The sequence below is a fragment of the Alcanivorax sp. 97CO-5 genome (genome assembly GCF_000524665.1).
GTDB lineage: Bacteria > Pseudomonadota > Gammaproteobacteria > Pseudomonadales > Alcanivoracaceae > Alcanivorax > Alcanivorax borkumensis.
In genome coordinates this window covers 183,456-209,524 of the sequence record NZ_KI965877.1, presented here as the reverse complement: position 1 = coordinate 209,524, position 26,069 = coordinate 183,456, and the positions used below count along the sequence as shown (strand labels likewise).

Annotated in this window: 23 protein-coding genes, 3 tRNA genes and 1 pseudogene; 12 read left to right on the top strand and 15 right to left on the bottom strand. The window is 53.7% G+C overall.

Going from position 1 to position 26,069, the window contains the following annotated elements; all coding sequences use genetic code 11:
- Positions 1-41: 41 nt before the first annotated feature.
- Positions 42-638: a Fe-S biogenesis protein NfuA gene (gene nfuA / locus Y017_RS00965; protein ID WP_035458300.1), complete on the top strand. Its 597-nt coding sequence runs from the start codon at positions 42-44 to the stop codon at positions 636-638.
- A gap of 130 nt (positions 639-768) precedes the next feature.
- Here nfuA and Y017_RS00960 read toward each other — a convergent pair whose 3' ends face one another.
- Positions 769-1,557 (bottom strand): M48 family metallopeptidase, encoded by a 789-nt coding sequence (locus Y017_RS00960; protein WP_011588474.1) that lies wholly within the window; start codon positions 1,555-1,557, stop codon positions 769-771.
- 8 nt (positions 1,558-1,565) lie between these two features.
- Complete coding sequence (locus tag Y017_RS00955) at positions 1,566-3,227, bottom strand: AarF/UbiB family protein (RefSeq protein ID WP_035458299.1); 1,662 nt, start codon at positions 3,225-3,227, stop codon at positions 1,566-1,568.
- Between the two features lie 182 nt (positions 3,228-3,409).
- Here Y017_RS00955 and Y017_RS00950 point away from each other — a divergent pair, with 182 nt between their 5' ends.
- A complete protein-coding gene (locus Y017_RS00950; RefSeq protein ID WP_011588476.1) occupies positions 3,410-3,733 on the top strand; it encodes an SET domain-containing protein in 324 nt (107 codons plus the stop codon).
- A gap of 14 nt (positions 3,734-3,747) precedes the next feature.
- Here the strand turns inward: Y017_RS00950 and Y017_RS00945 are convergent, their stop codons facing one another.
- The 5 genes from Y017_RS00945 to Y017_RS00925 all read right to left on the bottom strand — a co-directional run bounded on the left by Y017_RS00945 (position 3,748) and on the right by Y017_RS00925 (position 9,817).
- Positions 3,748-4,362 carry a pseudouridine synthase gene (locus Y017_RS00945; RefSeq protein ID WP_101234989.1) on the bottom strand — a complete coding sequence of 205 codons (615 nt, stop codon included), beginning with the start codon at positions 4,360-4,362 and terminating at the stop codon, positions 3,748-3,750.
- 49 nt (positions 4,363-4,411) lie between these two features.
- Positions 4,412-6,796, bottom strand: coding sequence for an endopeptidase La (gene lon, locus Y017_RS00940; protein WP_035458297.1), 2,385 nt, complete (start codon positions 6,794-6,796; stop codon positions 4,412-4,414).
- Positions 6,797-6,850: 54 nt separating this feature from the next.
- Complete coding sequence (locus Y017_RS00935; protein WP_011588479.1) at positions 6,851-7,486, bottom strand: methyltransferase; 636 nt, start codon at positions 7,484-7,486, stop codon at positions 6,851-6,853.
- 349 nt (positions 7,487-7,835) lie between these two features.
- Positions 7,836-8,792 (bottom strand): alpha/beta fold hydrolase, encoded by a 957-nt coding sequence (locus Y017_RS00930; protein ID WP_011588480.1) that lies wholly within the window; start codon positions 8,790-8,792, stop codon positions 7,836-7,838.
- A gap of 179 nt (positions 8,793-8,971) precedes the next feature.
- Entirely contained in the window at positions 8,972-9,817 is an 846-nt protein-coding gene (locus tag Y017_RS00925; RefSeq protein WP_011588481.1) for a DMT family transporter, read from the bottom strand.
- A gap of 236 nt (positions 9,818-10,053) precedes the next feature.
- Between Y017_RS00925 and thpR the strand changes: the two genes are divergently transcribed.
- Positions 10,054-10,491 (top strand): RNA 2',3'-cyclic phosphodiesterase, encoded by a 438-nt coding sequence (thpR, locus tag Y017_RS00920; RefSeq protein WP_035458691.1) that lies wholly within the window; start codon positions 10,054-10,056, stop codon positions 10,489-10,491.
- Positions 10,492-10,655: 164 nt separating this feature from the next.
- The gene (locus Y017_RS00915) at positions 10,656-11,288 is read left to right on the top strand and encodes a YbhB/YbcL family Raf kinase inhibitor-like protein (RefSeq protein ID WP_035458295.1); all 633 of its coding nucleotides are present in this window, start codon (positions 10,656-10,658) and stop codon (positions 11,286-11,288) included.
- Positions 11,289-11,344: 56 nt separating this feature from the next.
- On the opposite strand, the pseudogene Y017_RS15545 reads toward Y017_RS00915, so the two are convergent.
- From Y017_RS15545 to Y017_RS00900, 4 genes and pseudogenes are all read right to left on the bottom strand, one after another.
- Positions 11,345-11,634: pseudogene (locus Y017_RS15545) on the bottom strand (integrase core domain-containing protein); the annotation flags it as partial.
- A 350-nt stretch (positions 11,635-11,984) separates the two neighbouring features.
- A complete protein-coding gene (locus Y017_RS15145) occupies positions 11,985-12,167 on the bottom strand; it encodes a hypothetical protein (protein ID WP_155849232.1) in 183 nt (60 codons plus the stop codon).
- Between the two features lie 223 nt (positions 12,168-12,390).
- On the bottom strand, positions 12,391-14,991 hold the full coding sequence (gene acnB, locus Y017_RS00905) for a bifunctional aconitate hydratase 2/2-methylisocitrate dehydratase (RefSeq protein ID WP_011588484.1): 2,601 nt from the start codon (positions 14,989-14,991) through the stop codon (positions 12,391-12,393).
- Between the two features lie 193 nt (positions 14,992-15,184).
- A complete protein-coding gene (locus Y017_RS00900) occupies positions 15,185-16,093 on the bottom strand; it encodes a lysophospholipid acyltransferase family protein (protein WP_035458292.1) in 909 nt (302 codons plus the stop codon).
- A 120-nt stretch (positions 16,094-16,213) separates the two neighbouring features.
- Here Y017_RS00900 and Y017_RS00895 point away from each other — a divergent pair, with 120 nt between their 5' ends.
- A complete protein-coding gene (locus Y017_RS00895) occupies positions 16,214-16,828 on the top strand; it encodes a tRNA-(ms[2]io[6]A)-hydroxylase (RefSeq protein WP_011588486.1) in 615 nt (204 codons plus the stop codon).
- Positions 16,829-16,940: 112 nt separating this feature from the next.
- On the opposite strand, the gene Y017_RS00890 is transcribed toward Y017_RS00895, so the two are convergent.
- The 3 genes from Y017_RS00890 to Y017_RS00880 are packed head-to-tail and all read right to left on the bottom strand — an operon-like array spanning position 16,941 to position 18,798.
- Positions 16,941-17,672 carry a UDP-2,3-diacylglucosamine diphosphatase gene (locus Y017_RS00890; protein ID WP_035458289.1) on the bottom strand — a complete coding sequence of 244 codons (732 nt, stop codon included), beginning with the start codon at positions 17,670-17,672 and terminating at the stop codon, positions 16,941-16,943.
- A 2-nt stretch (positions 17,673-17,674) separates the two neighbouring features.
- Complete coding sequence (locus Y017_RS00885) at positions 17,675-18,295, bottom strand: peptidylprolyl isomerase (protein ID WP_051428668.1); 621 nt, start codon at positions 18,293-18,295, stop codon at positions 17,675-17,677.
- Between the two features lie 5 nt (positions 18,296-18,300).
- Entirely contained in the window at positions 18,301-18,798 is a 498-nt protein-coding gene (locus Y017_RS00880; RefSeq protein WP_011588489.1) for a peptidylprolyl isomerase, read from the bottom strand.
- A 155-nt stretch (positions 18,799-18,953) separates the two neighbouring features.
- On the opposite strand from Y017_RS00880, the gene Y017_RS00875 reads away from it, so the two are divergent.
- Positions 18,954-20,639 carry a glutamine--tRNA ligase/YqeY domain fusion protein gene (locus Y017_RS00875; protein ID WP_035458288.1) on the top strand — a complete coding sequence of 562 codons (1,686 nt, stop codon included), beginning with the start codon at positions 18,954-18,956 and terminating at the stop codon, positions 20,637-20,639.
- 181 nt (positions 20,640-20,820) lie between these two features.
- Here the strand turns inward: Y017_RS00875 and folD are convergent, their stop codons facing one another.
- Complete coding sequence (gene folD / locus Y017_RS00870) at positions 20,821-21,666, bottom strand: bifunctional methylenetetrahydrofolate dehydrogenase/methenyltetrahydrofolate cyclohydrolase FolD (RefSeq protein ID WP_035458287.1); 846 nt, start codon at positions 21,664-21,666, stop codon at positions 20,821-20,823.
- A 242-nt stretch (positions 21,667-21,908) separates the two neighbouring features.
- On the opposite strand from folD, the gene Y017_RS00865 reads away from it, so the two are divergent.
- The 6 genes from Y017_RS00865 (at position 21,909) to clpX (ending at position 26,026) form a co-directional block, all read left to right on the top strand.
- Positions 21,909-21,985, top strand: a tRNA-Pro gene (locus Y017_RS00865).
- Positions 21,986-22,009: 24 nt separating this feature from the next.
- Positions 22,010-22,086: transfer RNA gene (locus Y017_RS00860), tRNA-Arg, on the top strand.
- A gap of 30 nt (positions 22,087-22,116) precedes the next feature.
- Positions 22,117-22,192, top strand: a tRNA-His gene (locus Y017_RS00855).
- Positions 22,193-22,371: 179 nt separating this feature from the next.
- A complete protein-coding gene (tig, locus tag Y017_RS00850; RefSeq protein ID WP_035458286.1) occupies positions 22,372-23,685 on the top strand; it encodes a trigger factor in 1,314 nt (437 codons plus the stop codon).
- A 287-nt stretch (positions 23,686-23,972) separates the two neighbouring features.
- Positions 23,973-24,629 (top strand): ATP-dependent Clp endopeptidase proteolytic subunit ClpP, encoded by a 657-nt coding sequence (clpP, locus tag Y017_RS00845; protein ID WP_011588493.1) that lies wholly within the window; start codon positions 23,973-23,975, stop codon positions 24,627-24,629.
- Positions 24,630-24,745: 116 nt separating this feature from the next.
- Positions 24,746-26,026, top strand: coding sequence for an ATP-dependent Clp protease ATP-binding subunit ClpX (gene clpX / locus Y017_RS00840; RefSeq protein WP_011588494.1), 1,281 nt, complete (start codon positions 24,746-24,748; stop codon positions 26,024-26,026).
- The last annotated feature ends 43 nt before the right edge of the window (positions 26,027-26,069 follow it).

Genomic DNA, 26,069 nt, shown 5'->3' with positions numbered 1-26,069 from the left:
CTTATTGTTGCGTATGGGTTCATTCATCTCAACCAGGAATTATGATGGCAGAGCAGTTGATCGACATTACCGAAACCGCCAAGGATTACTTGCGTGACTTGCTAAGCAAGCAGGATCAGGCAGAGATTGGTGTGCGTATCTTTGTCGAGCGTCCAGGTACGCCGCACGCAGAGTGCTGTATGGCGTATTGCCCGGAGGGCGAGCAGGAAGAAAGCGATGTTCGCTACGATTATGAAGGGTTTCATGCTTGGATTGAGGGAAAAAGCGTTCGCTATCTCGAAGATGCGGTAATCGACTACAAGAAAGATAGCATGGGCGGACAGCTCACTTTCCGAGCGCCTAAGTCTCGGGTGCCGGATATCAGTGAAGACGCGACTATCGAAGAGAAGATTAATTACGTGCTTTACGCTGAGATCAACCCTAACTTGGCAGCCCACGGTGGTAGTGTGCAGTTGTTGGAACTGACCGATGATAATGTGGCTGTTTTGGAATTTGGCGGAGGCTGCCAGGGCTGCTCTGTGGTAGATGTGACCCTGCGTGACGGGGTGGAGAAAACCCTCCAGGAGCGGATTCCGGAACTCGCCGGCGTTCGCGACAAGACCGACCATACCGTGACGGATAACGCATATTACAGCTAACAGGTAAGCTTCTAGCTACAAAAAAACCGCGCCCGAAAGGGTGCGGTTTTTTTGTTTCAAGCCGTGGCTCAGCGTGAGGCTCGGCATTTCTAGCAAGAGGAGTTTACTTAGTGCCGTGGCTTGCTGTTCTTTACCCGCATTGCGGGTTTCGGCCAGCCGCTTTCGCCTGATTATACAGTGGCATAACTTCAGGGATACGTGCTTCAAGGCCATTGATACGGGTGCTGTTCGAGGGGTGAGTTGACATGAATTCCGGTGGCTCTTCGCCGTTAGCGGCACTCATATTTTGCCACAGGGACACGCTCTCGCGTGGATCAAACCCTGCCTGTGCCATGAGCTGTAGCCCGATAATATCGGCTTCGGCTTCATGTTTGCGGCTGAAGGGGAGGGTTAGTCCGTATTGAGCACCTACGCCTAGGGCCGCGAGTACGCCTTGTTTGGCGGCGCTGTCTGCTCCGGCCAGAGCCCCCAGCACTTGCATGCCGCCTTGGGTAGCGTATTGCAGCGACATTCTTTCATTGGAGTGCTGCGCTTGGACATGGCCAATTTCATGGCCAATCACCGTGGCAAGCTGACTTTGGTTGTTGGCTACTTTCAATAGCCCCGTGTTAACCCCGATTTTTCCACCGGGTAGAGCAAAGGCGTTGGCGGAGTCATCTTGGAAGAGATTGATTTCCCACTGCTGAGAATCATCCAAGGTGCTGGTAATTGCGGTGGCGACACAACGTACATAAGCCGTTTGTTGTTCGCTGCTACTTAACGGGTTTTCCTCCTTCATCTGTGCGTAGGCGGTCACGCCCATTTCATCTACCTGATTCGCAGGCAATAACAGGAACTGTTGCCGGCCAAGCGGAGAGGTGGCACAGGCGGCAAGGCTTGCGGCCAGTACGCCAAAAGTGAAAAAGTTACGCAACGTCATGGTCTATTTTACTCCCATTCCCGAAGAAAGCGTCGGGACACAAACATTAGCCAGGCAGCCCAGCCGGCACTGGAAATAAACATGATAAAGCCAAACACCGAGATTCCCCAAGGGGCAGGTGGGACTCGACCACTAAGCATGATAGCACCGGCTAACAATCCCCCTGTTATAAGCAAGGTTTGTACCTGTCGATATTGACCTCGTTCAATCCGGGTGATCAGCCGTTCGAGATGCCTTGGATCAATGCCGGCTTCCCCTGGGGACGTTTGGCCTGATACGGGGGGTGGGGCGTATACCTTATCCACCACGTCCAACGCTCGCAGGCTAAGGTTCTTGGCCAGCCGTAGCGGGGAATAACGGGTGCGAATCATACGCTTAAGAAGCGGCTCGGCTTCGCTAATCAGGTCGAAGTTCGGATTTAATAACCGGCCGAAACCTTCCAAGGTGATAATCGCTTTGATGAGCAAAGCGATATCGCTGGGTAGAACCAGATTATGATTACGCACCAAGGCGGTAATGTCGTTAAGCAGGGCGGAGATATCCAGCTGAGAGAGGGAGACGCCGTGATATTGGTTGATCACGTCTTCTACATCGGAAACCAGCTGATCAAATTTGATGGGTTGGCCCTCTGCCCAACCCGCCAGCACTCCGGCGCATTGCTCCGCTTCACGCATGACCATTGCCCGCGTGATCTGTAGGATTTGCTCACGGCGACTGTCGCTGAGTTTGCCCACCATGCCAAAATCGAGCATGGCAATACGGTTCCCAGGCATAATGATAAAGTTGCCAGGGTGCGGATCAGCATGAAAAAAGCCGTCTTCCAGCGCCATTTTCCATGCGGCCAAGGCGCCTCGACGCGCGATTAATACCCGGTCTAATCCCGCTGACTCAAGCCGTTCCACGGATTTAGCAGGAATCCCCTCAATTTGTTGCTGAACCTGAACCGTCGACGATGACATTTCCCAATATACTTTGGGAATGCGGAGCCATTTAAACTCCTTCAGATTTTTACGAATACGCTCTGCATTGCGTCCTTCAATGGTGAAGTCCAATTCGCGAATTAATGAACGTTTGAATTCGCGCACCAGTTCCACAGGGCGATAGCGACGTAGTTCTATGGAGTTATCGGCGGCCAGTTTGGCCAGTTGATCTAGGAGGCGAAGATCCGAGTCGATCTTGTCACCGATGCCGGGCTTCTGGATCTTCAAAATTACTTTTTGGCCTCGCCGGGTCAGGGCGCTGTGTACCTGGCCGATAGACGCGACCCCGATCGGGTCTGGATTGATGTGTGAGAATAGGGTGTCGATGGGTTTTCCCAGCGCGGCTTCTATGTGAGGTGTCAGCGTGCTGAAGGGGATGGGTTGTGCCTGATCCTGCAATTTTTCGAACTCGGTGATCCAGTCCATGGGAAACATATCCACACGGGTTGCCAGAACTTGGCCGAGTTTAACGAAGGTGGGGCCCATTTCCTCCATGGCATGGCGTAACCGCTGTGCGGTGCCCATGCGAAGCATGTCGGGCTTCATGCTGCTGCGAACCAGTTTTCCCGCATGCTCCACCGGGGTGGAAAGGCCAAGCCGGCGAATTACATCGGCGAAACCGTATTTGAGCAGAATCGCGGCCAGTTCATTCATGCGCAGAATATTTTTGCCAGTGTGCACAATGTTCACAACATATGTCCCTGTAGGCTGGTGCTGTACCGTTCGTTTTGGCCCTGTTGTCGCAAGGCTGCAACAGGTTACTGATAGTACGGTGCCCTTTCTGCAGGCCCCAAGGTGTTCCACCTTCGCTAACAGCATTCATGATTTTCTGGCAAGATGCCATGGCAGTCACAGCAAGGTAAAGCGTAAACATGTCTGAACATTATCTACGTGATGATCTGGTTGAAGTCCGTGAAAGTCCGGTACACGGGCGGGGCCTTTTTGCGAGCCAGAATATTCCCCGCAATACTGAATTGGGGCAATGCAAAGTGAAACGGGCTAAGGGTAGCGGGCCCTACGTTTTGTGGCTGGATGACGATGGTGAAGAACGCTATCGGGTTCTGTGCGACTTACGATTCATCAACCACAGTAAACGCGCCAATGTGGTTTATTACGATGATTTCAGTGTGGTAGCCCTGAAAACCATTAAAGCTGGAGAGGAACTGTTTCACGATTATGGCGAAGAGTGGTGTTAGCTGACTTTATCCTGTTAGAAAGGGCAGGGGGACGTGAACTCTTGCCACAATCCAGTAAGTGGGTGGTTGAAGGCCAGCCATTCTGCATGGAGCAATAAGCGAGGGCTCAGTGCTTCGATTTCCGCAGGAGCGTACATGTCGCAACCGATGATCGGGTGCCCCAGTTCACGGCAATGAATTCGTAATTGGTGGCTACGCCCGGTGACTGGGCTCAGCGCTAGCCGAGTGCGATTTCCAGGGATGTCTCGTTCCAGAACGCGATAATGGGTCAATGCGTTTTTGCCTGTCTCGTGACAGACCTTCTGCAAGGGGCGCTTGGGCCAGTCTGCGATCAAGGGAAGGTCGATGCTACCGGCGTTCTTCTCAACCAGCCCATGCACAATCGCTTGATAGCGTTTTTTTACTGTTCGAAGCTGAAATAGCCGGCTCAACTTACTTTGTGCAAAGGCGGTGAGCCCGAACACCATGATCCCAGAGGTATCCAAGTCCAGTCGATGAACCAGCCGGATATCCGGGTAACGCTGCTGCAGACGGCGAATGGCACAGTCTTTATTTTCTGGTGCACGCCCTGGCACGCTTAACAGGTAGGCGGGTTTGTTGATGAGCAGGAGGTGCTCATCGCGGTATATCGTCCCCACCCGCTCATGGCAGAAGGGGACGATATAGTAGGGTGAGCTCTCAGGCCCAGAGGATGCGGAAGACATCGCTGTATTGTTCGGCAAAATGTACGCTGAGACCGTGTTTGAGGTAATCAGGGAGTTCGTCGAAATCGCGACGACAGGCCTCTGGAAGAATGATCTCCTTGATGCCTACCCGCCGAGCGGCGATTACTTTTTCGCGAATCCCTCCCACCGCTAGCACCTGGCCGGTGAGAGTAAGCTCGCCGGTCATGGCAACCTTACGGGGGACCCGTTTTTTCATTAGCAGTGAGAGTAGTGCCGTAGCCATGGTGATGCCAGCACTGGGGCCGTCCTTCGGGGTGGCTCCTTCAGGCACATGCAGGTGCACAAAGGCATCATCCAGCTGTTCCTTGCTTAGGGAGAACAGCTCAAGATTACTCGCCACATAGCTGTAAGCAATTTCGGCAGACTCTTTCATTACATCACCCAGCTGCCCGGTGAGTTTGAAGCCCCGTTGCTTACTGTGCACCACGTTGGCTTCAATGGACAGGGTTGCGCCCCCCATGGATGTCCAGGCCAAGCCGGTGACGACACCCACGCCCCGTTGGGTCTTCTCGGTCTGGAAATACGGTTGGCCAAGGAAGTCCGTCAGGTTTTTACCGGAAATACTGATTTTCTTCTCTCCGGCCAGCAGTTTTACTGCCGCTTTACGGATCATCTTGTTGAGCTGTTTTTCTAGATTCCTTACCCCTGCTTCGCGGGCATAGCCTTCGACCACCTGGCGCAGGGCACTGTCACTGATTCGTAGCTGAGCGGGTTTTACTCCAGCGCGTTCCAGTGACCGAGGCCATAAGTGTTGCCGGGCGATGGCCACTTTCTCTTCGGTGATGTAACCGGAGAGACGAATGACCTCCATGCGATCGAGCAGAGGGCCGGGGATGCTGTCCAGTGTGTTGGCGGTACAGATGAAAAGGGCATGGCTCAGGTCCAGTCGCTCGTCCAAGTAATGGTCGAGAAAATCCTGATTTTGTTCCGGGTCCAGCACTTCCAACAGCGCTGAGGCCGGATCGCCTTGAAAGGACTGGCCCAGTTTGTCGACTTCGTCGAGCATAATCACCGGATTGCTAGTGCCGGTTTCTTTCAAAGCCTGGACCAGCTTGCCGGGCATGGCGCCGATATAGGTGCGCCGGTGCCCCTTGATCTCGGCTTCGTCACGCATACCGCCCAAGCTAAATCGGTAGAAACGGCGACCCAGTGCATCGGCAATGGATTTACCGATACTGGTTTTGCCCACCCCGGGTGGGCCTACCAAAAGAATGATTGAGCCTTTGACTTCCCCCCGTAGGGCTCCCACGGCAAGGAATTCAATGATGCGATCTTTGACATCATTCAAACCAGTGTGATGCTCTGAAAGCACAGCCTGTGCGTGTGCTAGGTCTAGATTATCATCAGTGTACTGTCCCCAGGGCACGCTGGTTAGCCAGTCAAGATAATTGCGGGTAACGCCGTATTCTGGCGAGCCGGTTTCCAACACGGAAAGCTTATGCAATTCGTCATCAAAACGCTTTTTTACTGGCTCAGGCGGTGACAAGGCGTCCATGCGTTCGCGAAAAGTATCGGCTTCCGCGGTTTTGTCATCTTTGCTCAGGCCCAATTCCCGCTGAATAATTTTCAGCTGTTCGCGCAGGAAGAACTCACGCTGATGCTGACTTACCTTTTCGTTCACCTCGTCAGAAATTTCGCTTTGCAGCCGGGCAACCTCCAGTTCCTTTTTAACTAGAGTGAGCACTTTTTCCATGCGCGGCTTCAGTGGCACAGTTTCTAGAATGGTCTGTAACTCTACGCCGTTGGCACTGGTTAGTGCGGCAGCGAAATCTGTAAGTGGTGATGGTTCACTGGGGGAGAAATTCTGCAAATAGTGCCGCAGACCTTCATTGTATAGAGGGTTCAGTGGCAGTAGTTCTTTAATGGTGTTGATGATTGCCATGCCATAGGCTCGGATGGTTTCATCGGCATCCGCCCGTGGTTCCGGGTAGCTGACTTCCGCCATGAAGGGGCGTTTACGATTCAGCCAGGTATTGACCCGAAAACGGGCCGTGCCCTGAGCCACTAGCTGGAACTGATCATGCTCTTCATTGAGGGCATGAACTTTGACTAGGCAGCCATACTCAGGAAAATCATCAACGCTAACCGAGTCGGGGTTTTTTTCGCCAACGTACACCAAGCCCAACGATTGGTGGGGGGTTTGGCTTACACGCTCTAAAGTTTGTTGCCAGCGTTTTTTATCAAGCATTACAGGCTGCACCAACCCAGGCATGAAGGGGCGATGCTTGACCGGAATCAAATAGATTCGCTGGGGTGGTGTGTGGTCCGGCACGGAAAGGCTGCCGGACAGCGGTTGCGCAGTGTCGTTATCGTGATGGGCAGTATCGTTGTCAGTCATAATCCTGTCACTTCCATGGTCCGTGAGATGAACATGGTGGCGAGGCTGGAAAATTCAATTGTCGATGATTAATAGATCTGCGCAAAGGGGTTTTGGTGTTTGGGTGCGGCGCTCAACCACGCGGCTGTTGAGTTTCCCCGCTTCGCACTTCTCTGCCAGCGCATAGAACGGGGAACGACCAGGGTCGGCAATGACAATTTGCTTAACACCGGCCCGCAAGCTGCGGCGAATAAGGTTATACAGTACAGGGGTGAGTTCATCCCAAAAGCAGATATCGGCACCAACGACGATATCCACATTTGCAAGCCTTGCCTTGGTCAATTTTTCAAACCGCGTCTGGAGAGGCGTTACCTGAACTTTATTGATGGTGGCGTGCAGGTCCAGATAGGGGTACACATCCGGGTCCGCATCCACGGCGGTTACCTGGCAGCCGAAACGCTTGGCACTGAAAATGGATAACGGGCCCCAGCCGCAGCCGATATCCATCAAATGCTGATCAGCAGTCACCTTGCTTTTGGTAAGGTGATCCATGATCAGGTAGCTGGAATTCCAGATTTTATTGCCATGAATGGATGGCGTGTGGTTTGCCCGTTTCAGGCGCCGGATTTCCTTGTGGCCGGAACGCAGCAAGGTAATGCCACGGGTGCGAATGGTGTGGGGGTCTCCAGCACGTATAACGGTTCCTGACATGGTTCGCTCATCAGCGGCAAAGTTTGGAAACAGTACGGTTAAGCCTGCTGTGATTCAAGTATCAAATCACAGGCGCCTTGCAAGCATGGCGACACCCTTGGCCAAAACCAATGATACGAACGCTATCTTTGTATTTTGTTGGCTTGCCGGGCACTGCCACCTTCAAGAGAGCCACTCTTGTGAATGGCCCATCCATACCGGAATCAAAGAGCCCTCCACACTGCAGTGTTCGTGGACATTACGGGAAACGTTGATGCCCACAGTTGAGCGCCTTATCCACGCTCTTTGGCCTTGGTTATTATCGAAAGAGAGGGCGTTTTACCTCTCTCTTTACGTTTGCAGCAAGCGCTTAGGGGCGAACTTCGCGCCAGAACGCCCGGAATGCGTCAGCGCTTTTGCCAGGGGCTTCGGCCATGGGTACGTGACCAATGCCATCGAGAACAATGGCTCGAGACTGAGGTAGCTCTTCAAGAAAGGCTCCCACATTATCTACGCCGAGCAATCGATCTTCGCGGCCCCACAGTACCAGCGTCGGAATCTGGATGGAGGGCAGTACGTTTTTGTCTTCGAGCATCATGCCCGGGTCCTCCAAGAGGTCACGCCAGACTTTCTCCGCGACCGCTGCATTAGCGGCCTTCTTCTTGCCCATGATATCCACGACAAAACTTGGCAGGTAGGGTGGCTCTTCCATCGCCCATTGGAGTGTGGCTTGAAACTGTTCTGCGGTATGAGGAATTAATGGGTTGCTATTACTATCTGCCAGAATTGTCTTGAACCCTTCGGTTTGGCGGGTCAGCCCGGCTGAATCGATCAGCCCTATGGAAAGAACCCGCTGCGGTGCTTGCTGTGCCAATGCAAGAGAGATAGCGCCGCCCATGGAGTTGCCTGCTACGTGGAAGTGTTGAATCTGTAACGCGTCCATCAGTGTCAGCAGTCGGGTTGCCTGAGCGCTCATGGTGTAAGTCAGGTCCAGGTTGCGCGTGGTTTCGCCGTGGCCAGGCAGGTCCGGCACAATGAAAAAGAAGTCGCCTTCAAGTTCATTGGCAAAGCGTACCCAGTTACTGGAATCGGCACTGAATCCATGAATCAGTAATACCGCTTCCTTTTCAGCGATAGGCTCAGCACTCGTCTCGCTGGTTAGGATGTGCCAAGTGATGCCGTCTGCGGTGGTCAAGATCTGGTCCTTTAGGCCCGCGCGGTTTTTCTCCATGGCCAGACCCTTTTCGTAAGCCCAGTTCGTTATGTCTTCGCAGCCGCTGAGGAAAAAGGAACAAACAATAAAAAGAAAAAGGTGTTTCAGTTGCATGCAGGACTCTCCGTTGTATGGCCTGACATCCGGGGGGCTGGCGGCCTTATGATGTAAAGGGCATGGTAAATAAAGCTTATTACCTCGACCCAAGCTGAGCCAAGCATAGGGGAAATAATCGTCAAGAAGCCTTCTTAACGGGCCATTTTATAAAGTCATTAGCGGAATTATGGCAACGGTTAACGGGATTTAAGATTCCAGATTCCGGCAGCCACAATCAACAAGGTCCCGAGGATTGTTGTTAGCACTAAGGTTTCCCCCCAGAACATCCAACCAAGTAATGCGGCCCAGATGACGGAGGAATAATTGTAAACCCCGACTTGGCCGGGACGGGCAATTTGGTAGGCTGTGGTCATGGCGTATTGCCCGCCGGTGGCCACAAGCCCGATGGCCAGTAGCCAAAGGTAGTCGGAGCCAGCGGGTATCGTGTTGGCCCAGAATAGGGGGAAGGCGGAAAACAGGGTGGCAAAGAGGGCAAAATAGAACACCACTCTTTGTGCCGGCTCGGATATGGCCATGCGGCGTATGCTCACCTTGGCAATGCTCATGATGGCGGCACCGGCCAGTGCCACCCACATCACTGGGTCAATTTCTCCTTGTCCTGCACGCATGATCACAGCAACCCCGACAAATCCGGCGATAATGGCCAGCCAGGTGTGCAATCCAATACGTTCACTAAGCCATAACCAGGCGATTACCGGGAGAAAAAATGGCACGGTCATTTTCACCAGCACCGCCTCGGTCAGCGCAATGTGTCCTATGGCATAGAAAAAACAGAACATGGCGCTAACGCCGGTGAAGGCGCGAATCAGATGCAGATGCACAAAGCGGGTACGTAATTGGCCAAAGCCCCCACGGGTGCTGATTATCATCAGCAGAAACATCAGCCCGAACAGATTTCGGGCAAACACAATGACCTCGGTGTCGAGATGGTCCGACAGGTGTTTGACCATGGCTGCCATCACGGCTAACAGGCCTTCCCCCAGTACCAGTAACAAGGCACCTTTTAGTGGTTGGTCATTCATTGGCACGGTATCCGGTGGTGGCAGAGCTGTGGGTTATGCGGGGGTTGGGTTGCGTCTCTGTGCCGAGGTAATGTTCGTCGTCGCGGCGCGAATAGTCATCAGCGTGCGGCTGGGCCAGTATGCGATGGACGGGCTCCTGCGCTTCGCAGTTATCGGGCGGCATTCTATCGTTGTCCCTGTCTGGACGCTATGCCAGTAGCGTGAAGGGAAAAAGGGTAAAAGGAGTAAAATGATATATGCGTTGTTTTATCGGGATTCCGGTTGTCCGACCGCTTGCAGATCAATGCAGGATGTTGTCCCAGGGCATGGGGCTTGCTACCCCCGCGGCAAATCTACACCTTACCCTCGCGTTTTTGGGTGAACAGAGCGCATCGGATCTGAATGGCTTAAAAGGATCGGTGTCAGCACTGGCCGATAAGCATGCGTCGTTTGCACAGCTCTTCGATCGCTGTGAGCCGTTTCCCCGTGATCAAGGGCCGTTTATTGCGTTAACAGGGAAGGCCAGTTCGCCGCTTCAGCAGCTCCACGCTGGCCTGGAGGAGTGTCTTGAATTTCACGGCTTGCCGTTGGAGAGCAGGTCGTTTCGGCCACATATTACTCTGGCTAGGCCTGGGGCTGCGGTGACGTCTTTTCAGACTACGGGTGAGTGGGTGTTGCCGGTTAACGCGCTGTAGTTATTCGCTGGGCGGCCAAGGCCGAGCAATGTCTGTTTCAGCCACACGCCTTGTTATTTTATCTTGGCAGCAGATGAGGCGCTTGGCTCCAGCAACTTGAAATAGCGGTTATTGCCCGCATGGCTGATACCGTAGGCATGTAGTGCAACAAGGAGAGATTATCCATGCAGTTACTCAGCAACAGCCTCACCGATCAGGCGCCGATTCTGGAAAAATTTGCCTTTGCGACGATAAACCCGGACACCCATGTATCCTTAGCCAGTAATATTAACCCGCATTTAGCTTGGAAAGGTGCTCCTGAAGGGACGCGTTCCTTTGCCATTGTGTGCGTGGACCCGGATGCGCCTAGTGCAGCAGATGATGTGAACAAGGATGACAGAGAGGTTCCGGCTGACTTGCCACGGGTGGATTTTTATCACTGGACTCTGTTCAACATTCCTGCTGAACAGAGTGAAATTCGTGAGGGTAGCCACTGTAATAAAGTGACTCCGAAAGGTAAACCTGGGCCCGCTGCGCCAGATGGTCAGCGCCATGGGCTAAATGATTACACGGGTTGGTTTGCAGGTGATGCTGATATGGAAGGGCAATACTTTGGTTACGACGGCCCGTGTCCACCCTGGAATGACAGCATCGTCCACCGTTATGTTTTTACCGTTTATGCACTGGATGTGCCGGCGTTGCCTGAAGAGAAAGACCTGAGTGGTGCAGCGCTGGCTGAGCAGATTAAGTCTCACTCCTTGGATCAAGCGAGCCTTACGGTAAGTTACACACTGAACCCACGCTTAGCGCAGGGATAAACATTTTTGCAGGATTTCAGAGTCTAGTCCTGAAATAGGTTGTCACCTATTTCGGCTCAACACGCCCGCTGTACTGCATCGGGCGTGCTGTATTTCAGAGCCAGATGCGGCGGGTTATGGTTATAGAGGGCCACCGATTCATCGACCATCGTACGGGCTTGATCCCAGTCCCCAGGCTGCGCCAGTAAAATTCAGTCTTGAATATCCCCTTTATTCGCTCTGCCAGGGCATTCTGATAGCAATCGTAGCCGTCAGTCATCGAGCACTGAATATCATGCTTACGATGGATTTTTGGGTAACGGTCACAGCAGTACTGGATGCCTCGATCTGAGCGGTGGATTAACGATTCCTTATCTGGCCGTTGCCGAAACCTGTTCCGGCCCAGACTTGAGGAGATTGGGGTGGCGAGGCAAGTGGTGACGACGGTGTGTGGTCTTATGATAAGCCCGCCGACGTGCCATTAGAGGACGCCGGGTGCGTAACAGTAGGAACAAACGGTCACGGCCCAGATGCAGTGCTTTATCCCGTTGCGGGTGCAGAAGATAGTGAAGCTTGCGGGTACCAATGCGGGGCTGGAAGCGCCGGAGAAATAGTACGAAACTCAGCTCCTTCTACTCCTGAGCCTCCCGGATCTGCTGCGGTCGATCAGCCTGATCCCAAGCTTGACGGCTGATTCCCAGAAAGCGGCCTGTCCCGCTAATTGTCAATTCGGCAATGCGTTCTTGGATGAGGGCTTGCCGGGCTGCTTTTTACGGGCACCCCGTAATCTTTCTCCATCACATCAACAAAGGCTTCGAAGAATTGGGCTTTCTGCTCAGTGAGCCGCAGCTTTTCTTCAAGCTCCTTGATACGTTGTTCTGGGGTCAGCGGTTTAGGCACGGCAAGATCCCGACTGAGACGCTCTGGGGCACCAGGATGCTAGTCCTGATGACCATATCGACGTAAGCACGTTGCGTACGCTTAACCCGTTGATTCATCACGTTCTCTCATAATAAAGACGGGAACGTGCCAACTCTATCCAGGAGCGGGGCAGTAGACACAAAAAAGCCCGGCTTCGCAGCCGGGCTTTTCTGTGTTCCGTGAAGCGGTTAGTCAGTCGTCGTTATACGGACTGGGCAACCGGGATCTTCACGGTGTCTGCCACTTCCTGGTATTCGGCCATTTGGTCGAAGTTAAGGTAGCGGTAGATCTCGGAGGACATGGAGTCGATGGTGTTCGCATACTCCATGTACTCTTCCTTGCTTGGCAGCTTGCCGAGGATAGACGCCACAGACGCCAGCTCAGCGGATGCCAGGTATACATCTGCACCCTGACCCAGACGGTTCGGGAAATTACGGGTGGAGGTGGATACCGCAGTGGACTTCGGCGCAATGCGAGCCTGGTTACCCATACATAGGGAGCAGCCCGGCATCTCGGTACGCGCACCGGCGCTACCGAAGATGTTGTAGTAGCCTTCTTCGGTAAGCTGGTGCTGATCCATCTTGGTCGGCGGAGCGATCCACAGACGGGTCGGCATGGTGCCGCTTTCCACTTTCTGCAGCAGCTTACCGGCGGCGCGGAAATGACCGATGTTGGTCATGCAAGAACCAATGAAGACCTCATCGATTTTGGCACCCGCGACTTCAGACAGAGTTTTAGCATCGTCTGGGTCGTTCGGGCAGCACAGTACCGGCTCGCTGATCTGGTCCATATCGATTTCGATGACGGTGTGGTACTCAGCATCGGCATCGGCACGCATTAGGCTCGGGTTTGCCAGCCACTCTTCCATGCCCTGAATACGGCGTTCGATGGTGCGCGCATCGCCGTAGCCATTGGCGATCATCCACTTGAGCATGGTGATGTTGGACTTCAAGTACTCGGTCACGCTGTCTTCGGACAGAGTGATGGTACAGCCAGCAGCGGAACGCTCGGCGGATGCATCAGACAGTTCGAACGCTTGTTCAACGGTCAGATCATCCAAGCCTTCAATTTCCAGTACGCGACCGGAGAAGACGTTAACTTTACCTGCTTTTGCAACGGTTAAGTGGCCATCTTTGATCGCCTGCATTGGAATGGCGTGTACCAGGTCACGCAGGGTGATGCCGGGCTGGCGTTTACCCTTGAAGCGAACCAGCACCGACTCCGGCATGTCCAGCGGCATAACGCCAGTGGCCGCGGCGAACGCAACCAGGCCGGACCCGGCCGGGAACGAGATACCCATGGGGAAACGAGTGTGGGAGTCGCCACCGGTACCCACGGTATCCGGCAGTAGCATGCGGTTCAGCCAAGAGTGGATGATGCCGTCGCCCGGGCGCAAGGAAACACCGCCACGGTTCATGATGAAGTCAGGCAGGGTGTGCTGCGTTTCCACGTCAACCGGCTTGGGGTAAGCGGCGGTGTGGCAGAAAGATTGCATTACCAGGTCGGCCTGGAAGCCCAAGCAAGCCAGATCTTTCAGCTCGTCACGGGTCATTGGGCCAGTGGTATCCTGGGAGCCAACGGTGGTCATCTTCGGCTCGCAGTACATACCGGGGCGAACACCGTCCATGCCGCAAGCTTTGCCGACCATTTTTTGAGCCAGAGTGAAGCCCTTGTCGGAATCGCCAGGCTGTTCCGGCTTACGGAACAACTCGGAAGGTGCTAGGCCGAGGGCTTCGCGCGCCTTAGTGGTCAGGCCGCGACCGATGATCAGGTTGATACGGCCGCCGGCGCGTACTTCGTCCAGCAGAACCTGTGAGCGAAGATTGAACTCAGCGATAACTTCGCCGTCTTTTTCCACCTTGCCTTCGAAGGGGTAAACATCGATTACGTCACCGGTGTTCATTTTTTCTACATCGCACTCGAAGGGCAGGGCGCCGGAATCTTCCATGGTGTTAAAGAAGATCGGAGCGATTTTGCCGCCGATGCAGACGCCGCCTGCGCGCTTGTTCGGTACAAACGGGATGTCGTCACCAAAGTGCCATAGCACAGAGTTTGTAGCGGACTTACGGGAAGAACCAGTGCCTACAACGTCGCCCACGTAGGCAACCGGGTAGCCTTTTTTCTTCAGCTCGTCCATTTGGGTCAGCGGGCCGATTTCGCCGTCTTTTTCCGGGATGATGCCTTCACGAGCATTTTTCAGCATGGCGTTGCCGTGCAGAGGAATATCCGGGCGGCTCCAAGCGTCCTGTGCAGGGGACAGGTCGTCAGTGTTGGTTTCACCGGTGACCTTGAATACGGACAAGGTCATTTTTTCGGCCAGATCGGGACGCTTAGTGAACCATTCTCCTTCCGCCCAAGACTCGATGACTTCCTTAGCCTTGGCGTTGCCGGCTTTCATTTTGTCTTCCACATCGTGGAACGCATCGAAAACTAGCAGGGTGTGCTTGAGTTGCTCGGCCGCTTCATCAACTAGCTCGGCATCGTCCAGTGCGTCAATCAGCGGGGCTACGTTGTAGCCACCCTGCATGGTGCCCAGCAGCTGCACGGCACGTTTCTTATCAATAAGAGGGGAGCTGGCTTCACCTTTCACAATCGCGGTTAGGAAAGCGGCCTTAACATAGGCGGCTTGATCCACACCCGGCGGAACGCGGTTTACGAACAGGTCCAGGATAAACTCTTCTTCGCCAGCCGGCGGGGTTTTCAGCAGTTCTACCAGGTCGGCAACTTGCTGTTCGGTAAGCGGCTTGGGCGGTACACCTTCAGCGGCGCGCTCTTCTACATGTTTGCGATAGGCTTCTAGCACAGCGTTTCCCTCATCGTCGTCTTTGCTGATTTCTTTTAGAAATCAGTCTTTTAGGGTGTTACTGGGGGTTGGAATAGCGCGCGGAGTATAGCGGAATAGCCATCAATTGTTAAGCCAAACCACGATTGCAGCCATTCATTCCATGAATACTCATAATCACTGAGAACATGGGCCTGCATTCAAGGCAAAGTAATCAGTACGGTGTGTCACTCCCGGGAGGGGGGCGGCGAAAACGTTTGTAGCTCCAAAGATACTGATTGGGTGATTCGTCGATTAGCTGTTCGATGGAGTGGTTCATGGCCGCAAGAGCGTTATCCAGATCGTCGTCGGCTATCGCGGTGTCGGCTGGGCGAACTCGGATTTCGTAGCCCTGGGTGCCGGGCAGGCGACGAGCCCAAGCCATGAATGTGACAGCTCCGGTTTGGCGAATAAGTTTGCATGCCAGCGTGCCGGTATAGGCCGGGTGCCCGTAAAACGGCACATGGCGACCACTTCGGCGGTCGGGAACCTGATCGGGGAGAATGGCAGTGAGTGCGCCCTTTTTCATGGCACGTACTAGGCCCGCAACGCCGCGGGCCGTAGTGGGATACATTGTGGAACCAAAATGCTCCCGGCCACTGCGTACCAGATTATCCACTTCGGGTAGCCCGGAGGGGGCAAACATGGCATGCAGGCCAAATTCAGTGGCCAGCCAGAAATTGAGCACTTCCCAGCAGCCAAGATGAGGCGCCAGGATCATGATCGGTTTGCCATCCGCAACAGCCTGGCGTAGAGGGGCATCACCGTCTACCGCTGCTACGCGCTGCAGTCCCTGGGCGGGGCGTCGCCAGAACAAGGCGATTTCAAAGGTGTTCTTGATACTTTCAATCAGTGACTCACGGGCCAGTTGCGCGCGCTTGGCATCGGAAAGTGCAGGATAACAAAGTGCCAAATTCGTTTTGCTAACCTTTAGCGCTTGGGTCGGTAGCCGGGCCACGATCACACCAATAATGGTGGCAAGCGCACGGTTAATGACAAAAGGTAAGGCGCCAATCAGTCGCAATGCGACAATTGCAATCTGACCTTTGGCCCGCTGTATTCGAGGATGTGTTTTTCTGCCCATGGCGCGACAGTATACGGGCGCGGCGGGAGAGCACCAGCGGTGCGGATGAGATTGCGTACAAAAACGCTATAATGCCGGCGCCTGTCTGCGGATAGGTTACCTTGAGCCAACGAGAGCCCCATGCACGACATTTCCCATATCCACGATTTTCTCCCCTGCGCCACACCGTCAGCTTGGGTCGACTGGGCATTGCAGCACCCGGATATTCTGTTGATTGACCATGCGCACTGCGAAAAGAAAGCGGCCAGCACAGCGATTAACTTGATGTTTCGTTATGTGGATCGTCCTGAGCTGCTGGACACGTTGAGCCAGCTGGCCCGCGAGGAGTTGCTACATTTCGAGCAGGTGGTACAGCTGATGCGTGAACGTGGTGTGCAATACGATCATATGACGCCGGCACGTTATGCCAAGGGGTTGCGCCAGCACATTCGCACCTCTGAGCCTGGCCGCCTGGTCGACACCATGATTGTGGGAGCGTTGATTGAGGCGCGTAGTTGTGAGCGTTTTGCGGCGCTGGCGCCCCATGTGGATGAGGAGCTTGGTCGTTACTATCGATACCTGTTGAAAAGTGAGTCGCGACACTTCGAAGATTACCTGAAGCTGGCCGAGCAATACGCCGGCGCGCCGATCGAACAGCGAGTGGCGTTTTTCAAAGAAGTGGAGCGGGAGCTGGTGGAGTCGCCGGATTCTGAATTCCGGTTTCATTCGGGAGTGCCTAGGGCCGTTGACCGCTAACACTCGCGATTTTGCTGTGATCATTTTGAAATGTAAGAGGCCGTGTCCAAAGGGTGGGCACGGCCTCTCGCGTTTCATCTTACAACAAACTGTTTCGCGCAGCGTTCAACGCTCAACTAATCTCAAAGCTTTCCAGCGTTAGCCCAGTTTTACTGTCCGCCACAATCTGCCAGCCAAGTTCACCCCAGTCCCCCAATACCCAGCGCTTGCCTGTTCCCTCAGGCAGAGCGATGTCGTGCACGTCCGGGCGGTGGGTATGGCCGTGGATCAGGTGCTGAACGCCGGCCTCCTGCATCTCCCGAACCACTTCTTGTGGGGTAACATCCATGATGTTTTCCGCCTTGTTGGCATTGTTGCCCTGGCTTTGCATGCGCATGCCTTGGGCGATCATGCGCCGCTCTTCCAGCGGTTTGGCAAGCATCCCCTGTTGCCATTGAGGGTCGCGGGCCATGGTGCGGAACTGCTGATAGGCGGTGTCCAGGGTGCACAGGCTGTCGCCATGCATCAGAATGGCGGCGGTGCCGTAGAGATCCACTACGGTGCCCTCATCCAGCAAGGTGCCGCCGCAGGCAGCGGCGAAATCGTTGCCGAGCATGAAGTCCCGGTTGCCGTGCATAAAGTAGAGCTTGCTGCCGCTGTCAGAAAATTGGCGGAAGGCAGCGATGGCCTCTAGGTTGAACGGGGTGTCATCATCATCGCCGATCCAAGCTTCAAACAGGTCGCCCAGAACATAGAGGGCATCGGCTTTGCCGGCATGTTGTGCCAGCAGTTTTTTCAGTCCATCCAGATGCTCAGGGCGTGCCGGGTCCAGATGCAGATCAGAAATGAAGAGGCTGTAACTCATGGTTATTGAGCGTCCTTCACTTCGCTTGCCGGCTGCTTTTCTTGAGCGGACGTAGTGTCGTTATCAAGACGGTAAGCCTTGGTGATCAGAATGGGTACTTGCGGGACGTCGCGTGCCATCATGCCGTTAAGGCGCTGGCTGGTGGTAGGTTCCTGGGCAATGTTGTCGGCCACATTCATGCCCTCGGTGACGGCACCAAAAACCGCATAGCCCCAGCCTCGGCTGTTTTTGCCGGTGAAATCTAGGCTGCGGTTATCGACCAGATTAATGAAGAACTGGGCGGTGGCGGAGTGTGGGTTGCTAGTGCGGGCCATGGCCAAGGTGCCGCGCTTGTTCTTGAGGCCGTTGTCGGCCTCGTTCTGAATAGGCGCGCGTGCGGCCTTACGCTGGCCGCTCTGGTCAAAGCCACCACCCTGAATCATGAACCCGCGGATAACGCGGTGAAACTGGGTGTTGTTGTAGAAGCCACTATCGACATACTGAAGAAAGTTGGCGACGCTTTTGGGGGCTTTGTCTTCGTAGAGCTCAATGGTCACCGGGCCGGCGGTGGTCTCTAGACGGACCAGCGGATTAGCCAGCAACAGACCAGGAAGCAGGGCGAGCAGGGCAGCAGCAAGGCGCATGGCTATCAGTCCTCGATCAGCTCGGCGGATTCGATCAGAACCGGTTCTACCGGCACATCCTGATGGCCGCCTTTATTGCCGGTGGCAACGTTGCGGATTTTTTCCACCACATCCATGCCATCGGATACGGCGCCAAATACAGCATAACCCCAGCCATCCTGGCTGCGTTCCTTATCTAAGAAATGGTTGTCTGCTACGTTGATGAAGAACTGCGCGGAGGCTGAGTGCGGATCCGGTGTGCGTGCCATGGCAATGGTGCCGGCTTTGTTGGACAGGCCGTTACCCGCTTCATTCTTAATAGAGGCACGTGTCGGTTTTTGCTGCATATCTTCGCTGAAGCCGCCACCCTGGATCATGAAGTTGCTGATGACGCGGTGGAAGATGGTGCCGTTAAAATGGCCATCTTTAACGTACTGCACGAAATTTTCAGTGGTTCCCGGCGCTTTCTCTGCGTCAAGTTGCAGGGTGATTTTGCCGTAAGTTGTTGTCAGCAACACTTTCATTGATGTTTCTCCGCAGGGGTGGGCCCGTCAACTAACGCCTATTTGCGCGCAGAAGAGCCCTGAGTCTTTGACTGTTGGGGGGGCTACAGTACACTAGCGCACCTTCATTTTCACTGTACCCATTTACCGTATCTCTATCCGGACTGGCCAAGGCAATGAGCGAAACGAAAGCGCCAAGCAATTTTATCAGACAGATCATCGACCGTGACCTTGCAGAAGGTAAAAATGACGGCAAAGTAGTGACCCGTTTTCCACCGGAGCCCAATGGTTATCTGCACATTGGTCATGCTAAATCTATCTGTCTTAACTTTGGTATCGCGGAAAGCTATGGCGGCAGCTGTAATTTGCGCTTTGACGATACTAACCCGGAGAAAGAAGAGGACGAGTACATCCAGTCCATCAAACAGGATGTACAGTGGCTGGGTTATCAGTGGAGCGGACAAGAGCGCTTTGCCAGTAACTACTTTGATCAGCTTTATGATCTGGCGGTGGGCCTGATCCAAAAAGGGCTAGCGTACGTGGATAGCTTAAGTCCGTCAGAAATTGCTGAATACCGCGGTAATTTTACCACTCCAGGCAAACCGAGCCCCTATCGTGAGCGTTCGGTGGAGGAGAATTTGACGTTGTTCGAGCAGATGCGCGACAACAAACTAGAGGAGGGGGAGGCCGTACTGCGTGCGAAAATTGATATGCAGAGCCCGAATATCAGCCTGCGTGACCCAATCCTTTACCGTATTCGCAAAAAGACCCACCACCAGACCGGTGATAAGTGGGTGATCTATCCTATGTATGATTTCACGCATCCGTTGTCTGATGCTATCGAAGGCATTACGCATAGTCTATGCACCCTGGAGTTTGAGGATCACCGCCCCTTTTATGATTGGGTGGTGGAAAATACGTCAGTGACGACCACTCCGCGCCAGTACGAATTTGCCCGCCTGAATTTGAATTACACGCTAACGAGCAAGCGCAAACTCAAGCAATTGGTGGACGAAGGGTATGTAAACGGCTGGAATGACCCGCGCATGCCGACCATCTCTGGGCTGCGACGCCGTGGCTATACGCCAACCTCCATTCGAACTTTCTGTGAATCTGTTGGCGTTAGTCGTGCGGATTCTGTGGTTGATATGGCCATGCTTGAAGCGGCGATTCGAGATGACCTTAACCAGCACGCTCCTCGAGCTATGTGTGTGATGAACCCGTTGAAACTGGTAATCGAGAATTGGGATGAGGGCAAGGAGGACGTTCTGGTGGCTCCGGTGCACCCTCAGAATGAGGCCAGAGGTACCCGGCAGGTACCGATGACGCGTGAGTTGTATATTGATCGCGAAGACTTCCGAGAGGAGGCTAATAAGAAATTCAAACGTTTGGTGTTGGGCGATCGTGTGCGTTTGCGTTACGGCTATGTTGTTCGGGCCACCGATGTTGTGCGTGACGATCAAGGTGAAATCGTGGAGGTGCGTTGCACCTATGATCCTGACACCTTAGGCAAAAACCCCGAGAACGCAGAGGGGCAGGGGAAAATGCGTGGCGTCATTCACTGGGTGAGTGCGGATAAAGCGTTGCCTTGCGAAGTGCGTTTGTACGATCGCCTATTCAGTGTCGCCAACCCCAACAAGGAATTAGAAGAAGGGCAGACTTTTCTGTCACACATCAACCCAGACTCTCTGACCGTTCTGGAGAACTGTTTAGTAGAACCGGGGCTTCGTGGTGCCTTGGCTGAGACTCGTTATCAATTTGAACGGGAGGGGTATTTTTGTGTGGATCAGGACAGTACCGAGAACCGGTTAGTATTCAATCAGACCGTGGGGTTGCGCGAATCTTGGCCTAAGGAAGCCTGAGTTCGGGTGAGGGGCCGCTTTTGAGAAAACCGTACCTAAAAGGGGTGCGGTTTTTTTATGTCCACTCCCCAACGGGATAAATTGCGTACAATGAAAGTGTGGGAGTGTTGGCTTGGCGAGAGGGGGCGAACAAGAGAATGCAGAGAGAGAGAAGGGGGGCGCTGTTGGGCCCCCGTTGCGCTTAGCCGAAGGCTTTCTCACCGGATTGCAGGGTCTGGAAAATCAGTGTGTTGATGGTCATGGGTCCAACACCTCCGGGGACGGGGGTGTAGGCGGCTACGCGATCAACCAGTGGTGCCAGCTCGATGTCTCCGCACCGTTCCGGGTGGAAGCCGGCGTCCACGACTACGGCTCCATCTTTTATCCAGTCTGCTTTGATGAATTCTGGCTTACCTACTGCGCCCACCACGATGTCCGCTTGCTTGACCAGCTCGGGCAGGTTTTGAGTACGACTGTGGCAAATAGTGACGGTGGCATTAGCTTCTAGCATCATCATGGCCATGGGCTTGCCCAAAATGGCACTGCGCCCCACAACCACCGCATGTTTACCTTCCAGTTCGACTTGATAGTGCTCTAATAAGCGCATGATACCCTTAGGCGTTGCACAGCCATAGGCTGCCTCTCCCATGCTCATGCGGCCAAAGCCGAGGCAGGTCACGCCGTCTACATCCTTCTCTAGGCTGATAGCGTCGAAACAAGCGCGTTCATCAATTTGAGCCGGCACTGGATGTTGAAGCAGAATGCCATGCACATCCTGGTTGTTATTCAGCTCATCAATTTTGGCCAGTAACTGTGCGGTGGTGGTTTCTTCGCTCAGTTCGATGGCGACGGATTCCATTCCGACCCGCTGACAGGCGTTGCCTTTCATCTTTACATAGGTAGCAGATGCCGGGTCGGCACCCACCAGAATGGTGGCAAGAATCGGCGTGTGGCCGTTGGCCTTAGCTTTCAGGGCGTCGACACGCAGGCGCATCTCCTGTTCAAACTGTTGGGCCAAGGTTTTGCCATCAAGAATCTGGGCAGTCATGTGGGCGGTCTCTCTGAAATTGACAACAGTGGGGGGCTTAGTAAGGTTGCGACTATTATCGCAGCCTACTGGGGGTAGCCGTGGACGGCGCGATTCTCGCATGTGGAGGCCTTGCGCGCAAAAGTTGTCTAAAATCTGAGCGTTAGAGATTTTTTGTATCAAATACCGTTGACGCTCATGGGGGTGCCGAGTATTATGCGCGCCTCGCTTTCGAGCTTAGTCACTGACGCAGCTTTAAGAGACGGGGTGTAGCGCAGCCTGGTAGCGCGCCTGCTTTGGGAGCAGGATGTCGGGGGTTCGAATCCCTCCACCCCGACCAGTTGGCTTGATGGCGAACCTGCAAGCGCCTGTAGCTCAACCGGATAGAGCAACGGCCTTCTAAGCCGTCGGTTGCAGGTTCGAGTCCTGCCAGGCGCGCCAGGCAGGTAGAAGAAAGCAAACAGTTTTATGGTGATTGTAGCTCAGTTGGTAGAGCTCCGGATTGTGATTCCGGCGGTCGTGGGTTCGAGCCCCATCAGTCACCCCATATAAAAAGCCTCCGGGATCGATCCCTGGAGGCTTTTTCGTATGGGCTTCAGTTGTTGCGCTACAGGCAGACTGTAGGCAGAGAAGCTCCCTTGAACTATAATCTTCGCCCTTCATTAGGCCGTCTTCGCGTTATTTCGGCGGCGGGCAGAGATATAAGTCTTTTTTAAAGAGGATGTTATGCAGGTTTCTGTTGAAACGACTTCAGGTCTTGAGCGCCGTGTGACGGTGGGTGTACCCGCAGAAAAAGTGGACGTGGCAGTAGAAGGCAAGCTGCAGGAAGCCCAGAAAACAATCCGTCTGGACGGCTTCCGTCCAGGTAAAGTGCCCATGCGTGAAGTAAAGCGTCGCTTTGGCGGGGCTGTGCGTAACGAAGTGCTGGCTGACGTCATGCGCGAAGCTTTCATTGAAGCAGTTGAGCAGGAAAAACTGCAGCCAGCAGGCATGCCGGGCTTTGAGGCTACCACTAACGAAGCGGGCAAGGATCTAGAATTTGTTGCCACCTTCGAGGTTTATCCGCAAGTCGAGCTGGCAGCGTTCGATAGCATTGAGGTTGAGAAGCCCCAGTCTGAAGTTACCGATGCTGATGTGGATACTATGATCGAAACGCTGCGTCAGCAGCGCGCTGAGTTTGCTGATGTAGATCGCGCCAGTGAGATCGGCGACCGCGTTAATATTGATTTTAAAGGCCTGAAGGACGGCGAAGCCTTTGAGGGTGGCACCGCTGAAGGCCAGAACCTTGAGCTGGGCTCTGGCCAGATGATTCCGGGTTTCGAGGATGGCATCGTCGGTATGAAAGCCGGTGAAGAAAAAGACATCGATGTGACCTTCCCGGAAGATTACCAGTCCGAAGACCTTAAAGGTCAGGCAGTTGTGTTCCATATCAAGGTCAACAAAGTAGAAGGTAAGGCTTTGCCGGAAGTGGACGCTGAGTTCATGGAAGGATTTGGCGTTGACGACGGCGACGAAACCAAGTTTAAGGCTGAAGTGCGCAAAAATATGGAGCGTGAGCTCAAAAACGCTATCACTAGCAAGGTGAAAGAGCAGGCAATGGACGGGTTGGTCAACTTGCACGAGTTTGACCTGCCGGGTGCTCTGGTAACCCAGGAAATTCAGCGCATGCGTCAACAGATGATGCAGCAGTTCGGTGGTGGTCAGCAGTTCGACCCCTCCATCCTGCCGGATGATCTATTTAAAGAGCAAGCTGAGCGCTCCGTGCGTTTGGGGCTGGTTGTTCGTGCCATTCTCGACAAAAACGAAATCAAGGCCGATGCCGATAAGGTAAAAGCTCGGGTTGAAGAAATTTCCGAGCAGTACGAAAAGCCTGAAGAAGTGGTGAGCTGGGTATACAGCAATCCTCAGCAGTTGCAGCAGATTGAAGGCGCTATTCTTGAAGAGCAGGTTGTTGATCTTGTGCTGGAAAGCGCAAAGGTTGAAGAGAAAACCATGCCCTACCAGGATGCAGTGAAGCCCCGCGAGCAAGCGGAAGGCTAACGGAAGCTCCTCTGTTGGACCTTCGAAACGGGGCCTTTGGGCCTCGTTTTGCGTTATTTATGCACAATTTGCGCAAGAATTGCGCACTTGAACCTTTCTCCTGCCCGCTTTTATAGACGCCCCCTTTGGTACCGTCATAAGATGTTTGGACACCTACTTGCGGTGGCTGCCTTGCATTATGGCCTTTAACCCCCCAAGACAGCCCAAGTACATGCCGGTTGTTGACCGCCGACATCAATAAACAGTTGAGAGTGTCCACGGACAATCAACGAGAAGGATAGCGCTACATGATCGACTTCAGCCGTATTAACTCGCTTACCCCGGAAATGAGTCAGCTCATCAAAGATCCGACTAACCTGGGTTTGGTACCGGTGGTGATCGAGCAGACTGCCCGTGGAGAGCGTTCTTTTGATATTTACTCCCGCCTTTTAAAGGAGCGAGTGATCTTCATGATCGGTCAGGTGGAAGACCATATGGCCAACCTGATTGTGGCGCAGATGCTATTTCTAGAATCTGAGAACCCGGACAAAGATATCCATCTGTATATCAATAGCCCAGGGGGTTCGGTAACAGCAGGGATGTCCATCTACGACACCATGCAGTTCATAAAGCCGGATGTATCCACTATGTGTATTGGCCAGGCGGCCAGCATGGGCGCTTTTCTGCTTACCGCGGGTGCTGCTGGCAAGCGTTTTGCGCTACCCAATGCCCGGGTGATGATTCATCAACCGCTGGGTGGTTTTCAGGGTCAGGCGTCAGATATCGAGATCCACGCCAAGGAAATCCTAAAAATCAAAGGCCAATTAAACAGTTTGCTGGCGCATCACACCGGCCAGCCAATTGAACAGCTGGAAAAAGATACTGACCGCGATAACTTTATGAGTGCCGACGAAGCAAAAGAATACGGCATCATTGACGCGGTATTGAGCCAGCGCCCTGTTTAATAGGCTTGTTGGTACAAGAACAGTTCTAACGGTGCGGTATAGCAGCTCGGTGGGCTTGAAAAACAGCGGGCGACACGGCATCTTCAAAGCAAATACACAGGTTTAGAGGCAATTCGATGACCGATTCCACTGGCAAGGGCGACGACGGCAAGTTGCTGTATTGCTCATTCTGCGGCAAAAGCCAGCATGAGGTACGCAAGCTAATTGCGGGGCCCTCGGTCTTTATTTGCGATGAATGCGTGGATCTGTGTAACGACATTATCCGCGAGGAAGTGCAGGAAGACACCAGCGAGACTGATGGCGAACGCCTGCCTAAGCCCAATGAAATTAAAGATACCCTCGACGAGTACGTGATTGGCCAAGAAAGGGCCAAGAAGGTGTTGGCCGTGGCGGTTTACAACCACTACAAGCGCCTGCGCAGTGGTGGCAAAGGCCGTGATGAAGTTGAGTTGGGTAAGAGTAATATTTTGCTTATTGGTCCTACCGGTAGTGGTAAGACCCTGTTGGCAGAAACGTTGGCCCGCATGTTGAACGTGCCCTTTACCATTGCTGATGCCACCACCCTTACCGAAGCCGGTTATGTCGGTGAGGACGTGGAAAATATTATTCAAAAATTGCTACAGAAATGTGATTACGATGTGGACAAGGCTCAGCGCGGCATCGTTTATATCGATGAAATCGATAAGATTTCTCGCAAATCGGACAATCCCTCTATTACCCGTGATGTGAGTGGGGAGGGTGTTCAGCAAGCGCTGTTGAAGTTAATTGAAGGCACTGTAGCCTCAGTGCCACCTCAGGGTGGGCGCAAACATCCTCAGCAAGAGTTTCTGCAAGTAGACACCTCGAACATGCTATTTATCTGTGGCGGAGCCTTCGCGGGCCTGGACAAGGTGATCCGCGAGCGCTCTGAAAAGGGGGGGATTGGTTTCTCCGCTGAGGTGAAGAGCAAAGATAATACGCGCAATCTGGGTGAGCTATTGGTCGATGTTGAACCAGAGGATCTGGTCAAGTACGGCCTGATTCCAGAGTTTATTGGTCGCCTACCCGTTATCGCTACTCTGGAAGAGCTTAGCGAGGATGCACTAATTCAGATCCTCACAGAGCCGCGCAATGCATTGACCAAGCAGTATGCTCGCCTGTTCGAGATGGAAGGGGTGGAGCTGGACTTTCGCGAAGATGCATTAAAAGCGATTGCCAACAAGGCGATGGTGCGCAAAACGGGTGCCAGGGGCTTGCGTTCAATTCTGGAAAGCGTGCTGCTTGATACCATGTATCAGGTGCCATCCATGGAGAGCGTTGCCAAGGTAGTTATTGATAGCCCTACTATCAAAGGCGAATCTGAGCCCTTGTTGATTTACGAAAACAACGAGCAGTCTTCCAAGGTCGCGCCGGATTGAGATCTGGACAGAGTCCGGATCCGTCCTTGTGCAACCTAAGTCA

Bases quoted from the DNA above. Each gene is read 5' to 3' on its own strand.
- nfuA (WP_035458300.1), top strand. From the start codon at position 42: ATGATGGCAGAGCAGTTGATCGACATTACCGAAACCGCCAAGGATTAC.
- Y017_RS00960 (WP_011588474.1), bottom strand. From the start codon at position 1,557: ATGACGTTGCGTAACTTTTTCACTTTTGGCGTACTGGCCGCAAGCCTT.
- Y017_RS00950 (WP_011588476.1), top strand. From the start codon at position 3,410: ATGTCTGAACATTATCTACGTGATGATCTGGTTGAAGTCCGTGAAAGT.
- lon (WP_035458297.1), bottom strand. From the start codon at position 6,796: ATGACTGACAACGATACTGCCCATCACGATAACGACACTGCGCAACCG.
- Y017_RS00935 (WP_011588479.1), bottom strand. From the start codon at position 7,486: ATGTCAGGAACCGTTATACGTGCTGGAGACCCCCACACCATTCGCACC.
- Y017_RS00930 (WP_011588480.1), bottom strand. From the start codon at position 8,792: ATGCAACTGAAACACCTTTTTCTTTTTATTGTTTGTTCCTTTTTCCTC.
- Y017_RS00925 (WP_011588481.1), bottom strand. From the start codon at position 9,817: ATGAATGACCAACCACTAAAAGGTGCCTTGTTACTGGTACTGGGGGAA.
- thpR (WP_035458691.1), top strand. From the start codon at position 10,054: ATGCGTTGTTTTATCGGGATTCCGGTTGTCCGACCGCTTGCAGATCAA.
- Y017_RS00915 (WP_035458295.1), top strand. From the start codon at position 10,656: ATGCAGTTACTCAGCAACAGCCTCACCGATCAGGCGCCGATTCTGGAA.
- Y017_RS00900 (WP_035458292.1), bottom strand. From the start codon at position 16,093: ATGGGCAGAAAAACACATCCTCGAATACAGCGGGCCAAAGGTCAGATT.
- Y017_RS00895 (WP_011588486.1), top strand. From the start codon at position 16,214: ATGCACGACATTTCCCATATCCACGATTTTCTCCCCTGCGCCACACCG.
- Y017_RS00890 (WP_035458289.1), bottom strand. From the start codon at position 17,672: ATGAGTTACAGCCTCTTCATTTCTGATCTGCATCTGGACCCGGCACGC.
- Y017_RS00885 (WP_051428668.1), bottom strand. From the start codon at position 18,295: ATGCGCCTTGCTGCTGCCCTGCTCGCCCTGCTTCCTGGTCTGTTGCTG.
- Y017_RS00880 (WP_011588489.1), bottom strand. From the start codon at position 18,798: ATGAAAGTGTTGCTGACAACAACTTACGGCAAAATCACCCTGCAACTT.
- Y017_RS00875 (WP_035458288.1), top strand. From the start codon at position 18,954: ATGAGCGAAACGAAAGCGCCAAGCAATTTTATCAGACAGATCATCGAC.
- folD (WP_035458287.1), bottom strand. From the start codon at position 21,666: ATGACTGCCCAGATTCTTGATGGCAAAACCTTGGCCCAACAGTTTGAA.
- tig (WP_035458286.1), top strand. From the start codon at position 22,372: ATGCAGGTTTCTGTTGAAACGACTTCAGGTCTTGAGCGCCGTGTGACG.
- clpP (WP_011588493.1), top strand. From the start codon at position 23,973: ATGATCGACTTCAGCCGTATTAACTCGCTTACCCCGGAAATGAGTCAG.
- clpX (WP_011588494.1), top strand. From the start codon at position 24,746: ATGACCGATTCCACTGGCAAGGGCGACGACGGCAAGTTGCTGTATTGC.